Annotated in this window: 12 protein-coding genes and 1 tRNA gene; 3 read left to right on the top strand and 10 right to left on the bottom strand. The window is 40.8% G+C overall.

What is annotated here, in order from left to right; translation table 11 throughout:
• Positions 1–5 precede the first annotated feature (5 nt).
• The gene (locus tag ACO06Y_RS03325) at positions 6–1,349 is read right to left on the bottom strand and encodes a Gfo/Idh/MocA family protein (RefSeq protein ID WP_422082408.1); all 1,344 of its coding nucleotides are present in this window, start codon (positions 1,347–1,349) and stop codon (positions 6–8) included.
• Between the two features lie 338 nt (positions 1,350–1,687).
• Here ACO06Y_RS03325 and ACO06Y_RS03320 point away from each other — a divergent pair, with 338 nt between their 5' ends.
• The gene (locus tag ACO06Y_RS03320) at positions 1,688–1,975 is read left to right on the top strand and encodes a GIY-YIG nuclease family protein (RefSeq protein WP_422082407.1); all 288 of its coding nucleotides are present in this window, start codon (positions 1,688–1,690) and stop codon (positions 1,973–1,975) included.
• Positions 1,976–1,994: 19 nt separating this feature from the next.
• Positions 1,995–2,066 (top strand) — tRNA-Arg (locus ACO06Y_RS03315).
• Positions 2,067–2,709: 643 nt separating this feature from the next.
• Here ACO06Y_RS03315 and ACO06Y_RS03310 read toward each other — a convergent pair.
• The 9 genes from ACO06Y_RS03310 to ACO06Y_RS03270 all read right to left on the bottom strand — a co-directional run bounded on the left by ACO06Y_RS03310 (position 2,710) and on the right by ACO06Y_RS03270 (position 11,592).
• The gene (locus tag ACO06Y_RS03310; protein WP_422082406.1) at positions 2,710–3,867 is read right to left on the bottom strand and encodes a hypothetical protein; all 1,158 of its coding nucleotides are present in this window, start codon (positions 3,865–3,867) and stop codon (positions 2,710–2,712) included.
• A gap of 219 nt (positions 3,868–4,086) precedes the next feature.
• Complete coding sequence (locus tag ACO06Y_RS03305; RefSeq protein ID WP_422082405.1) at positions 4,087–5,469, bottom strand: FAD-binding oxidoreductase; 1,383 nt, start codon at positions 5,467–5,469, stop codon at positions 4,087–4,089.
• Between the two features lies 1 nt (position 5,470).
• Positions 5,471–5,965 (bottom strand): hypothetical protein, encoded by a 495-nt coding sequence (locus ACO06Y_RS03300; RefSeq protein WP_422082404.1) that lies wholly within the window; start codon positions 5,963–5,965, stop codon positions 5,471–5,473.
• A 121-nt stretch (positions 5,966–6,086) separates the two neighbouring features.
• Positions 6,087–7,166 (bottom strand): nickel-binding protein, encoded by a 1,080-nt coding sequence (locus ACO06Y_RS03295; protein WP_422082403.1) that lies wholly within the window; start codon positions 7,164–7,166, stop codon positions 6,087–6,089.
• Positions 7,167–7,510: 344 nt separating this feature from the next.
• Positions 7,511–8,482, bottom strand: coding sequence for an SDR family NAD(P)-dependent oxidoreductase (locus ACO06Y_RS03290; RefSeq protein ID WP_422082402.1), 972 nt, complete (start codon positions 8,480–8,482; stop codon positions 7,511–7,513).
• A gap of 24 nt (positions 8,483–8,506) precedes the next feature.
• Entirely contained in the window at positions 8,507–8,740 is a 234-nt protein-coding gene (locus ACO06Y_RS03285) for a hypothetical protein (RefSeq protein ID WP_422082401.1), read from the bottom strand.
• 56 nt (positions 8,741–8,796) lie between these two features.
• Positions 8,797–9,711: an aldo/keto reductase family protein gene (locus tag ACO06Y_RS03280; RefSeq protein WP_422082400.1), complete on the bottom strand. Its 915-nt coding sequence runs from the start codon at positions 9,709–9,711 to the stop codon at positions 8,797–8,799.
• 102 nt (positions 9,712–9,813) lie between these two features.
• A complete protein-coding gene (locus tag ACO06Y_RS03275) occupies positions 9,814–10,677 on the bottom strand; it encodes a helix-turn-helix domain-containing protein (protein WP_422082399.1) in 864 nt (287 codons plus the stop codon).
• Positions 10,678–10,998: 321 nt separating this feature from the next.
• Positions 10,999–11,592 carry an RNA polymerase sigma factor gene (locus ACO06Y_RS03270; RefSeq protein WP_422082398.1) on the bottom strand — a complete coding sequence of 198 codons (594 nt, stop codon included), beginning with the start codon at positions 11,590–11,592 and terminating at the stop codon, positions 10,999–11,001.
• Positions 11,593–11,707: 115 nt separating this feature from the next.
• Here ACO06Y_RS03270 and ACO06Y_RS03265 point away from each other — a divergent pair, with 115 nt between their 5' ends.
• A complete protein-coding gene (locus tag ACO06Y_RS03265; protein WP_422082397.1) occupies positions 11,708–12,859 on the top strand; it encodes a FecR family protein in 1,152 nt (383 codons plus the stop codon).
• The last annotated feature ends 7 nt before the right edge of the window (positions 12,860–12,866 follow it).

Genomic DNA, 12,866 nt, shown 5'->3' with positions numbered 1-12,866 from the left:
AGGGCCTAAAGCTTCATTTCCCATCCCGATTCGTAAGAACGGCCCCATAGTTTCTGGGCGTCGGTATCATTCAGGATATGGCCATTTTTCGAATCAATTTCCAATGATCGCCCGACACGTTGGGCAATGTTCCCTAACTGTACGAGCAAGGTACTCTTATGGCCCGAATCGATATCCGAGTTCAATGCCGTTCCACTTTTTATGGCCTCGAACATATTCTGAATATGGAGGGCATCCAATTTTTCTGCGGGATTCATTTTGTTCCGTGCATCGATTTTCATGGTGTTCTTCACCTCTTTTACGACCTTGCCTTCAAGGTCGAAAATTGTATAACTGTCACCTCCGGGAATTAGCATACTGCCATTTTCTCCGTAGAACAGTACCCCAACGGAACTTCCCTCTATATTTTTCCCATTACAGCTTCGACCTTCCCAGGACATGGTCATACCATTGTCGAAATCCAGGTTTATAATTTGGGTATCCGGTGTTTCCCAATCGTCCTTATACCGGTAGCGTCCCCCATTGGAACTTACTTTTGAGGGATAATCTACCTCCATGCCCCAGCGTAATAGATCGATCATATGGGTACCATTATTCAACGCTTCCCCAGTACCCCAATGCCAATGCCAGTGCCAATTGTAATGGATAAGGTTGTCCTTGAAATTCCTTCTTGGTGCCGGGCCCTGCCAAAGCTCCCAATCCAACCACTCTGGCACTTCCGTTTCCTTGCCTATTCCTATCGAGGGCCTGTTGTTGGAATACCAGCCTTTACCGAAATATACCCGACCAATTGCCCCAGCTTTCAAGGCATTTATGCCTTCCACGACATTAGGCCATGAACGACGCTGGTTGCCCATTTGTATGACCTTTCCATATTTTTGGGCGGCTTGGGCCAGGATTTCACCCTCATTGGGATTATGACTACAGGGTTTCTCAACATAAACATGCTTGCCAGCCTGCATAGCCAATAGCGAGGCCGGGGCATGCCAATGGTCCGGAGCGGCAATGACCAGGGCATCGACATCCTTGTCCTCCAGGGATTTTCTAAAATCCCCAAAACCTTTTGCCTTAAGGGTCTGTCGCGCTTTAAGAGCATCGATACATTTTGTTATGGCCCTTTGATCCACATCGCAAATATGGATTACCTCACAGTTATCCTGACCCGCAAAATTTTGGGCAAGGGCATTACCACGACTATTTACACCCATTACCGAGGCAAGAATCCTTTCGTTGGCCCCCAAAATGCGGGCGTAACTCTTGGCACTGAAATGGGGCAATATCCCACCGGCCATTAAGGCCATTGAACTTTTTTTGATAAAGTTTCTTCTTGGGTTGGTTTTGTTCTTCATACTTCTGGTTTTACCACAGTACAAGATATGATTTTGTTGGGGAAAGAAATGATAGGAATATTCTTTTATCCATTGGAATAGCTCAAAATCGATATCAAAATAAGTTGCTGCCGTTTTTCAACACTCCCAAAAAAAATTTTACTTTTGCTCTCTTGATAAATTGGCCCAGCAGCCCGTCCGCCGAAGGAGGGTTCAATGGATCGAATAGAAGCTTGCCTGCGTACCGATTTAGTAAAGCCCTATAGTTCAAGGGATAGCCCCGATAGCTATCGGGGGAAGTTTCCTTGGCCACTGTGGATTCTGGTTCTTTGGGGAGTTTTAATAGTATACAAATTACCATGGCACACTATGTCTATGTCATCCAATCATTAAAAGACGATAGCTATTACATCGGAAGAACATCCAATTTAAAAAAGAGATTGAAATTCCATAACTCTGTAGAACTAAATACAGGCATTACTAGGTTGCGGAAGCCATGGGGATATTTCTATACCTTGGAAGTCGAAACTTCTTCGCTTGCCGATAAAATTGAGAAACACATCAAAAAAATGAAGAGTAGGAAGTACATATTAAACCTAAAAAAATATCCCGAAATTAGTCGAAAGCTTATAGAAAAGTATTCATAAGTTTGCACTTCAAAATTATGGCCCCGTAGTTCAATGGATAGAATAGAAGTTTCCTAAACTTTAGATGCAAGTTCGATTCTTGCCGGGGCTACAAAGTAGCGGCGCAAAACATACGAAGTATGTAAAAGCGCAGCTTTTGAACCGAAGTTCATACTGAGCTTCGTCGAAGTGATTCTTGCCGGGGCTACAAAGTAGCGGCGCAAAACATACGAAGTATGTAAAAGCGCAGCTTTTGAACCGAAGTTCATACTGAGCTTTGCCGAAGTGATTCTTGCCGGGGCTACAAAGTAGCGGCGCAAAACATACGAAGTATGTAAAAGCGCAGCTTTTGAACCGAAGTTCATACTGAGCTTTGCCGAAGTGATTCTTGCCAAGGCTGTTTATTAAATTTCAAGAAGGTCTTTAAATATCAAGATTAATTGATTTACAGTATTTTACGATTTTTTGGTTTCAAAGGATTTTGTCTGAAAGCACTTGTTTGAGGTCATAAATTGTCAACATTTTGGTTGCAAGTCCTTCCTAAAAAGCGTTCCTTTTAAAGAGTCTTTAGTACAACCGAAAAAGATTCTTATGAGAGTAATTATTCCTGGTTGTCTATTTAAAGGCTTCAAAAAGCAACTAAAACAGGCCTAGCATATCTATTATGGTAAGAAAAAAGCCCTCAAAAGGCTTTACTTAATCAGTAACTTGAAAATCATAGGGCCGTACAATACCACCTTCGTTAGCACTTGTTTTTATTTTTTTATCCATCTATTGATTAAAGTCGAAATAGAATCAATTTCATCAAGTGGACGTATATTTTTAGTCCCGTACATCTTGTAAATTTCATCATCATTCAATGGATAACTGTCTTCACCAAGCTGTTGCCATTTTTTAACCCTGTTTTTATAAGTTTTCATAAACGATGAATCGATAAGTCCGTCTACCCCGTCTATTAACTCAAATTCTTTAGGGCTTTTGTAATATGCGAATCCAGTAAAAATGTCTTGATAATTATTTTCATGCTTCGTGAACGACCACATATCAAATTGGTCTTTTCCGAAGGGTGAATTTTTAAAATCGAATCCCAAATCATCCTTTTTTGCTACTTCAAATGCGGCATCCCATTTGCCATTTTGCATAATTATTGAATTAATCAAAACATTTGCCGTTGTTTTGGGGTATTTATCAAACAGAAATGCTCCAACATTATAAATTATATTGCCATTGGACTCTTGAAAATTCCTGTTGTAGGCATGGCGATAATTCATTATCACAAGAGCTTTTTTCCTTTTATCACCAGAGCTTTTTATTTTTTCAAACTTGTCGATAATAAATTCCGCCATTAATCTGTCCCTATTGTCAGCGTCTCCGTTCCAAAAGTCCATTAACTGTTCCGCTGTTACGGAATCCTGTTTTATGGCGATATCCGTGGCATAAATATTTATTTTTTCGTCCTCCGATAAAGACTGGTTTATCTTGTAGACTGCTTTATTCTGATGATAGAGGTTGTAAGGCTCCCAGAGCGGATAGTAGTCCGAATTTCTTTGAATAGCCCATAATTTCTTTTGTAACTCATTTTTCGACAAATTTTCTGAACGGACAAGGTCTTTAAGCTCAGGATTAATGCTTCTCATTGCAGTTTCAAAGAAAATATTTCCGACATTTTCAATAAATCTTGAATCCGAAACAACATCCATTATTAGTTTGTATTGGGTGTTTTCGGAATGATATCTTTCACACAGAATGACCAAGTCATATATATCAAACAAATCCAAAATGTATTCCTTTGCTGGCTTATTGCTTTTTTTTACAAAAAGGACATGCTCCTTGATTTCTTTGTCATAGCCAGTTCCTTCACTGCAATTTAAAAGTGCAATAAAACATACCATCAATGTGGAAATCTTTTTCATGTTTGTTGCTTTTCTCGATAAAGAATCATTCATTATTGCACTAAAGTAGGAGTATGGAAATGGATTAGATATGACTATGATCAGTTTCTTTAAAAGGCAGGTTAATCGGACTAAATCCTTAAATAATCAAATTCCCAAGAATTGTTCGGTTTGTAAGACATAATTGAACTTAACATTTCAATAGTCTTGTACTGATATAGGCGGTAAATAATTTCTTTTCTAAGAAATGGCGGGTTTAATATTTTGGTTCAAATGGAAGAAGTTTTCGGAATCATATTTCTTCTTTATTTCGCTTAGCCTCTCGAAATTCACCCCATAGCTTTCTTTAACTCGGGCTTCATCATCTTGCATGGTAAAGTTTACATATCCGCCCCCACTACTATGCGGGATCATGGCTTCATAATAGCGCTTCGACCAATCAGCAATCAGGTCATTTTTCTTTGGGTCTTCAGATACTCCTATTATGACTTGTACCCATCGAATGTCACGATGCGCCCAAGCGGTATCTTGTTGTCCGATTTCATGGGCTTTTCCGTCCACCGGATACAAGTGCATTGTAGACCTTGGCGTTGGTAGATCGATGCCGTATTCGATATTCGTGGCTATACAGCTGTCGGTCAGTTCATTCACATAATGCCCTTTCCAGTACCAGTTCAGTCCTGGTGGATAAAGCCAATCAAAAAGACTATTTAGGGTCGGTAGGGGCATTTCACTTACAAAATCGAGTATGGGCGATCCAAATTTTCGAATTGGGTCGAAAACTTTTTCGATCTTATCTACGCTACCCGTATAGCACCAAACTATCCCACAAACATTTGTTCTACGGAGGTGCTCCGGAAACGGATCGGCATCAGGGACCTTTAAAAAGGCAAAAAAACCATAAAGGTCATAGGGAGCATCCTTGGTATGGGTATCGAAAAATTGCATCACATCCTTGGCTTTTTCGATGGGCCAGAGCATTGGCCCGGCGTACACATTTTTAATCGGAATCAAATTAAAAGTAAAGGAGACCACCACGCCGAAGTTGCCGCCTCCGCCACGCAGAGCCCAAAACAAGTCGGAATGATCATTTTCATTTGCGGTCACGATTTCACCTGAGGCCAATACGACCTCGGCGGCTATCAAATGGTCAATCGTTAAGCCTGCCTTTCGGGTCAAAAAACCCAATCCACCACCAAGTGTTAGGCCGGAAATTCCCGTATTTCCGTTTACCCCGACGGGTATGGCAAGACCGTACTCGTGAGTGGCCTTGTCCACCTCACCTAAGGTATTTCCCGGTTCTATTGCGGCAATTCTCTTATCTGGATCGATAGTTATTGCCTTCATTTCGGAAAGGTCGATTACCAAACCGTTATCGACTAGGGCGAGACCGGCACCATTATGCCCTCCAGCTTTGACCGATATTTCCAGCGTGTTTTTTTTAGCATAAAGAATGGCTTTTGACACGTCATACTTGTCTTTGCATTTGACGAAGAGGGCTGGTCGCTTGTCGATCATGGCATTGTAGAGGGTGCGTGCCTCATCGTATTCCGAATCTTCGGGGAGAATAACCCTCCCCTGCAATTCGGCCCGGAGTTTTTCGATTTCCATATCCGTCGCCATTTTATTTTTCTTTTTGCATTTCAGCTATTTTGTTTTCAACAAAGGTATTAAGCTCCTTCATTTCCTTTTCGGGGCTAAAGTCGATAATTCGTGCATCTTCATCCACGATGAGTGTGTGCCCTGGCGGCATGTAAAAAACTTCCCCCGCTACAATACGATGGGTATTTTTATGGGCATCGATAACTCGTAATTTGCCTTTTTCCAAATATCCCCAATGGGGCACTTGACATAAATCATCTTTTAGACCCTGTAGTATAGGCGTGAAATCGGTACCTGCCTTGGGTTCATTGATAGCGACCGTCATTCCGCCCCAACCATGCACCATATTGATAATGTTTCCTTTTGGAAAGGCGTCCTTAGAGATGTGGGTTTTGCCTTGTACTTCATCTGTTTGTAAAACTACATTTTGAGCTATCAGTTGCTGTTCCGATAAAGAAGTTAGCATAAAAATGACCGTAAGTATCAAGGTGTTTTTTTTGTTTTCTCTCAATTTCATTTTTTGATGTATTAGTTATACGTATTCCATAGCGTAAAACTAAAGGCCTGAGAAAACTTTGGTTGTCAATTTTGTTCCAAAACCTGATACAAATTAGACACAAGTCAATGGGCAAACTTCATCATTGGCCAAAACCGGACTTGTTCATCTTGGAGGGAAGTATATCAAATCTATTACGGAATACCCTTGTAAAATAGGTTGGACTATTGAAACCGGAATCATAGGCAACTTCCGAAACCGTCTTGCCACTTATTGTCAAGGCTTTGGCTGCGTCCAACAAGCGCAATTCGGACAGCAACCTTTTAGGAGGAATACCGAATAAAGCCGATATTTTTCGATACGCTTGGGTCTTGCTCAGCCCAAGCTGTTTACTGAGAGCATCGGCGTTAAAAGAGGAATCATTTAGGTTTTTCATCAACACTGCATCCAATTTTTGCATCTCAGCGTATGTGGCGTGATCGATAGTCGTAATTCCAGCGGTGTCCAATTGAGAACTGTCATTGGTCTTTATGGCCGAAAGCTCCGTATTTGAATCCATGCATATGCCCAATTCAAAACCTAACCTTGACATTACCCTAACCTTCTTCTTGGTTTCTTCAAACAGGTCAGTGCTGTGCTCATCAACAGGTTGCCCAGTGGCCAGGGCGATGCTAAAGGGGACATTACCCCCTAAAGCTTCAAAGTATAGCGCTATCTCCATAGAACACTTTACAGCATCCGAAGCATTGATAAAAGAAGCCATCACCTTCTTGTTCGGTATCTTTACGAGATTTCCCTTTTTTTGCTCAATTGTGTCTCTAATCTCGGTTGTAATGTTATCACTGGGTTTTGTTAAGGCCAAAAAGTCAACTAAAAGGATGGTACGAAAACCGCTATCGACCTCTCCCGATAAGGTTAATGCCAAATCCTTTTCATTTTGATCGCCCTTGCCCATATACGGAATGAACTCATGCTCAGGGGATACTTCTATGATGTTACATGCCCCGACCCCGTGGGCCTCCTTGTGGCTCTCGATACAGGCCTTTTTATTGGGTCCCTCCATTAGACAAAAGGCGGTCTTATGATTTAGGTTGAGATAATACTTTTTGTAGACCAGACCATGTTTGTTTTGAATTGCGATATCCCTTAGATGTGCCTTGTACATATCTTCTTCGGTAATGGCATCCGAATCCAACTTATGAAAGTCCATAAACAATGGCATCTGACCGATTTTAGTGGGTTCAAATAAATAGCAACAGTGTCTCACTAAGATACATTTTTTGCGGATGTAAGTTTGTTGAAAAGTGTATATTTTATATCTGATGGGTTTTAATATAATCAAGCAAGGTATCCTTAAAACGGCGCGTTAATGAGATTTTATAGATAAGGAGCAAAGATTCCCTTAATGCTGCTTTGATGATACTATTTTAAGTAGGGACGGTTTCTTAAATATTTGTCCCACAACCCATGTTAAAGGCAAATGATAATCAGAGTATCAATTTTTCAAGAAAAAAGCGATTCGTACTTTAGGTAAACGAATCGCTTTTGTTCTACGTTCTTGATTGGCTATGCTATACTTCTCGCCAATGACCCGTAACTTACATCAAACACCTCCCCAGTAACCTTGTTTGTAGCGTCCGAAGCGAAAATGGCAATTGCCTTGGCAACGTCTTCGGGCTCCAGATGGCCAACGGGTATGGGATTACCTGTCTTCAAAGTTTCGGAAACACTGTCAAAGGTTGCATTTGGATTGTTGGGCATCATTTTCCCCAATACATAGGGATTATCGGCCAACTCGGTGCGAACCAATCCTGGGGCAACCACATTGCACATAATATTGTCCTTGCCATAGGTAAGGGCAGCACTTTTGGCAAAACCGATAATCGCCCATTTGGTAGAAGCATAGATAGGGAAAAGTTTATTTCCCATTCGGCCCAGTGCCGAAGATAAGAATACCATTCTTCCGGATTTTTGCTTTTTCATGAAGTGGGCGGCAGCCTGAGTGCTCTTGATTATGCCAGCGACATTTATATCGTAGACGACATCTATCTCTTGTGGGCCGAATTCTTCAATATCTCCTACCTGGGTTACCCCAGCGTTCGCTACAAGTATGTCCAAACTTCCGAATGTGTCGACCGTTTTTTGCATCGCGCCCTTTAGGTCATCAATGTTTCTAACATCACCCTTGATGGCCAAACATTTCACGTTCAGGGATTCTATTTTTTTCTTTGCGTACGCCAAATCACTTTCTGAGGACAGTTTATAGCCTACATGGGGAATGTCCTCTGTGGCAATGTCAAAAAGGACAATGTTGATTCCCGACTTGGCAAGTTCTTCGGCGGCAGCGAGACCTATTCCCCTCGCGCCCCCCGTGATAAAGGCAGTCTTTACTGTTACTTGGGAGCTTAACGCTTTCCCATTTTCTTCCTGTGCTGTCAGGGTGTTGCTCCCAAGTAATGTTGCTGCTGCAACGCCCGTTGCACCCAAGGTCCCTTTTTTTAAAATTTCCCTGCGGCTTATTTTCTTCATGTTTTTCATCTTGTTACTGTTTTATTGTTTTTGTTAATCCCATCTTGAAACGAAGTCCGATGGGATGCCATCTCTGTATATTGTTTCGTTCGTAAAAGGCACGTTTCCAAAATGATTGCCTTCGCTTTTTATTTTATTTTTTCTTTTGTCGTTCAACAGGAAACCTATGCCCAAAGGATTGTTCTTGAGATATTTGGCAACCATTGAATTTGAAGAGCTATCTATTTCTTTTGTGTTTGGAGCAAATGTTATTCCTGTTGTTATCATCTTATGATTCTTTAGTGTTAGTAATTTTTGGTTCAACTTTTGTTCGGGTATCCCATCTATTTCAAAGCAGGAACTGCTTCCATAGGATTTAGGCCATTGGCTGCCCAAGCAAAGGCCTGGTTTTGGTTCAAATCGTTCAATTTCTGCATTTGACCGTTTGGGATGGCAAAATCAAAAAGGTCTATGTTTTCTTTGATATGCTCCGGTTTCGTACTTCTAGTAAGTATGCTGTATCCGTTTTGCAATCCCCACCTTAGTAGGAGTTTGGCCTCAGAGATGTTCAATTCATTTGCAACATCCTTTATGATGGATTGTGCATCCTGTTTTTTTTCAGCCAATACCTCACCTCCCTGTCCTTCGGCCGTTCTCCAGGTGGAAAGTGGAGCCAGCGAACTGTACGCTGTGGAGGCAATGGAATGTTCATTTAGATACTGGGTCAATTCGGGCTGCGTACAAAGGGGATGGAATTCAATTTGATTGATTTCCGGTTTTTCCAGACCTGCTTCCAAAATCTCATTGATGACCTCTTCATTATAGTTGGAGACCCCAATATGCCTGGTAAGCCCCTGTTTTTTCAATTCAATCAAGGCTCTCCATTGTTCTAATCGCAATGACGCAAGCGGGGCGTGGATGAGATAAAGGTCAACATAGGCAACCTGGAGTTCCTTTAACTGGTTTTTCAGGGTGGCAATGGTGGAATCGTACGTTTTTTCTTGAACGCCCCATTGTGTGTTTCCAGGGAAAAGCTTGGTTGTCAAAAAAATCTCTTTCCTTGCAATACCAGACTTTTTAATGGCATTGCCGGTTCCTTTTTCATTGTTGTAGCCTTCGGCCGAGTCTATATGCCTGTACCCGGCCCTTAAAGCTTCTACCACACTGAATTCCGCCTCTTCGGTTGATAGTTGATACGTGCCGAATCCAACAAGCGGCATATTAATTTTGTTTCTTGATGTACTACTTAAATCAGTCATTTTTTTCCGTTTTTATTGTTCGTAATTATTTGATACAAAGGTGTTAAGGAACAAGGACTGTTCACGAACCCAGTCCAAACGAAAACTGACCAATTTCAAAGATTACAGGCTCCTATTGGCTGTCCTGAAGGCTTTCGGGGATAGTTTTGTGTTCTTTTTGAAGAATCTACTGAAGTGTGTGGGCTCACTATAGCCCAACAAATAGGATATCTCTTTGAGTGATAGGGAAGAATCCACCAAAAGAGACTTGGATATGGAAAGGGTGCGTTGGGATATCCAATCACTGAGCGTCCTGCCCGTTTTGCTCTTTAGGACGGAATTAAGGTAGTTGGGATGAAGGTTGAGCTGTTCGGCAAAGTATTGGGCCTGCAGTTTTACCTGTCCCTGTTTGTCACCCAGTATTTTTTTGAATTCGGATTCCAGTATTTTCTTGAACGACTTGACGATTCTAGAGTTGTGTTCACCTTCAACAAGGGGATTGTAATTGGCCCAAAACCGCTCTTTGATCTTCATCAGCAATACCAGTATCATATTGCCAATGATCTTGTTCTTGTATTTGGAATCATTTTTGAACTCAAAACCGACCTGGTCTAAAAGCATTTCCAATTCCTTGAACTCTGTTTCGGTCTGTTCATTGGGGGGCACGATCTCGGCCAGAAGAAAAGGAAACTCGTTATAGATCTGTGGATGTACATTTTCCTGGAGGAATTTTTCCGTCAACATAATGATCTGGGCTTCTTTCGAGGAGAACAATTCGTATGACTTGATATGCCCCGGGTTGGTGAAATAGATTGATCTATTCCCAAATGGGAATGTGTTGTCGTCAAGGTTATATACACCTGAACCTTCCTTGGTCAGGATAAATGAAAAATACTCTGCCCTTAGAACGGGTGATTTGAAGGGGATTTCCGAGTGAATATCAGGAATGCTAAGAATAGTGAAGTTGATTTCATCGTCCACTGGCATGTTTAGTGTTTGATAGAGGTCGGTTATGGTGTGACGGTGAATTTTTTCCAAGAGTGAAACAGTTGAAACCGGTTTTTGATTAAGTCCTATTCATATTAGTAAACTTACAGCTAATTAAATACATAATCTAAAAACTCCTACTAGGGAACTTCAGAAAATGGTTTAATCAAACGGTAAGTCAATAAGACAGAAGCAGAAGAATTTTAAGTTCCCTAGAAACGTTCTTTTTATGGAACCAAGTATTAAGATTGCCGGCAGAAAGTGAATTGTGCCTTTCAGATGTTATAATAACCTATGCCTTTATACCAAATAGTGGCCGAATCAAGTCAGTTTTCTATTTGGCCCAAAGAGAAGAAACAAAAGCATATCGGTTTTATCGCCAAGTTTTTTGCGCAGGATTGAAAAAGCCCTGGTTATGTGACCCTCAACTGTTTTTATGGAAATTTTTAGGTATTCGGAAATTTCAATATTGGTGAGGCCTTCTTGCCTACTCAAAACAAATACTTCCTTGCATTTGGGTGGTAAGGTCACAATTTCTTCTTTCACTATGTCCACTAATTGCTCAATGGTCTCCACGTCCTTATCCTCTACTACCAAATTTAGAGCTTCTATATACTTTTTTTCCAAGGCCAAAAGAGATTGATTCTTTCTGTATTGGTCAATGAATTCGTTGTACACGGAACGGGAAAGAAAACTATGGATATTGAAATCTTCAGGAAGGCTTTTTCGCTTCTTCCAGAGTGCCATAAATACATTCTGTACAATATCCTGTGCTTGATAACTGTCATTGACCAAACTGTTAGCGAAGGTACAAAGCCTATGATGGTGGGTATCCACCAGGTAGGTATAGGCAGCCTCATCGCCATTTCTAAGGCGCTTGATTAGGAAAATAGTATTTGAGAATGCTTCCTTCATTCTTTGCTAAATAATGAAAAATGAACACGATATTATGTCAATATTAAAAAAATATTATCAAAAATAGAGGGAATCACAAATTGGCCTCGTCTTTTTAATAGAAATCGTCACTAAAATGCCTAAGAAGGAATTTCAAGAACTCATTGTAAAATATATCACCAGGCAGGCCAATCCAAAGGAGATGACTCTTTTACTGGAATGGTTGGACAATCCCCAAAATCATTTATTGTTCAATGAATTTGTAAAAGTTCATTTTTTTATTGATTACGCTATGAAAAAATACGACATAGAGAAGACCAAAAAGGAACTTCTGAAAGAAATTCGAAGGGATAAAAATATCTTTCATCGGCGTCCTACAAGATCATTCTTAAAATATGCCGCTATTGCTATTTTATTTCTTGGATTGGGATACTTCTATAAAATGGATATGTTCCAAAGAAAGAAAAATGAACTTCTTGTTCCTGAAGAACAATCTATTACCCTGGAACTTGAAAATGGCACTATCGAAATCATAGATCCCTCTGGTGCCAAAGAAGTCCGTGATCCTAAAGGAAACTTGATAGGGAAACAGAACGGGAGTACAATCGTGTATTCAAAGAATGGCGAAAATACGGATTTAACGTACAACACATTGAAGGTACCTTATGGTAAAAGATTCGATTTACAACTGTCGGACGGTACCCAGATAAGTCTCAATTCAGGGTCGTCATTAAGGTATCCCGTAACATTTTTAGAGAATTGTGATAGGCAGGTATTTTTAACCGGTGAAGCCTATTTTGATGTAGCCGAGGATTTAAAACATCCCTTTACCGTAAATGCCTCGACCCTTAACGTTGAGGTGCTGGGTACAGAATTTGGTATAGCCGCATATCCTGAGGATAGTGCTTCGGATGTAATACTGGTAGAAGGGTCGGTCGCCATGTATTCTGGGATGATTGATTCCAATACCCCCACTAAATTGGTTCCCGGGGATAAGGGTTCCATGGATAAGATATCGGCAGGAATCACCGTAGAAAGGGTAAATACCAATGTGTACACAGCCTGGAGGGATGGGGAATTGGTCTTTAGAAAAATGCCTTTGGACAATATTCTGAAAAAGCTTGAACGGCATTACAATATAACTATTGTTAACCAAAACGCAGCTCTAGGGAAAGAAGTGTTCAATGCAAGTTTCAAGGATCAACCCATTGAGAAAGTTCTGGGCTATCTCAACACCTTGTACGGGATAGAATATCAGATAAAGGATAATATAATCATTATTAACTAAACGATTT

Source organism: Ulvibacterium sp. (assembly GCF_965228935.1).
In the GTDB taxonomy this organism is placed as follows: domain Bacteria; phylum Bacteroidota; class Bacteroidia; order Flavobacteriales; family Flavobacteriaceae; genus Ulvibacterium.
The sequence above is the reverse complement of the archived record's forward strand: the minus strand, read 5'-3'. Positions and strand labels throughout refer to the sequence as shown.

Bases quoted from the DNA above. Each gene is read 5' to 3' on its own strand.
- ACO06Y_RS03265 (WP_422082397.1), top strand. From the start codon at position 11,708: ATGCCTAAGAAGGAATTTCAAGAACTCATTGTAAAATATATCACCAGG.
- ACO06Y_RS03275 (WP_422082399.1), bottom strand. From the start codon at position 10,677: ATGCCAGTGGACGATGAAATCAACTTCACTATTCTTAGCATTCCTGAT.
- ACO06Y_RS03295 (WP_422082403.1), bottom strand. From the start codon at position 7,166: ATGCCATTGTTTATGGACTTTCATAAGTTGGATTCGGATGCCATTACC.
- ACO06Y_RS03290 (WP_422082402.1), bottom strand. From the start codon at position 8,482: ATGAAAAACATGAAGAAAATAAGCCGCAGGGAAATTTTAAAAAAAGGG.
- ACO06Y_RS03305 (WP_422082405.1), bottom strand. From the start codon at position 5,469: ATGGCGACGGATATGGAAATCGAAAAACTCCGGGCCGAATTGCAGGGG.
- ACO06Y_RS03325 (WP_422082408.1), bottom strand. From the start codon at position 1,349: ATGAAGAACAAAACCAACCCAAGAAGAAACTTTATCAAAAAAAGTTCA.
- ACO06Y_RS03320 (WP_422082407.1), top strand. From the start codon at position 1,688: ATGGCACACTATGTCTATGTCATCCAATCATTAAAAGACGATAGCTAT.
- ACO06Y_RS03270 (WP_422082398.1), bottom strand. From the start codon at position 11,592: ATGAAGGAAGCATTCTCAAATACTATTTTCCTAATCAAGCGCCTTAGA.
- ACO06Y_RS03280 (WP_422082400.1), bottom strand. From the start codon at position 9,711: ATGACTGATTTAAGTAGTACATCAAGAAACAAAATTAATATGCCGCTT.
- ACO06Y_RS03285 (WP_422082401.1), bottom strand. From the start codon at position 8,740: ATGATAACAACAGGAATAACATTTGCTCCAAACACAAAAGAAATAGAT.
- ACO06Y_RS03300 (WP_422082404.1), bottom strand. From the start codon at position 5,965: ATGAAATTGAGAGAAAACAAAAAAAACACCTTGATACTTACGGTCATT.
- ACO06Y_RS03310 (WP_422082406.1), bottom strand. From the start codon at position 3,867: ATGAAAAAGATTTCCACATTGATGGTATGTTTTATTGCACTTTTAAAT.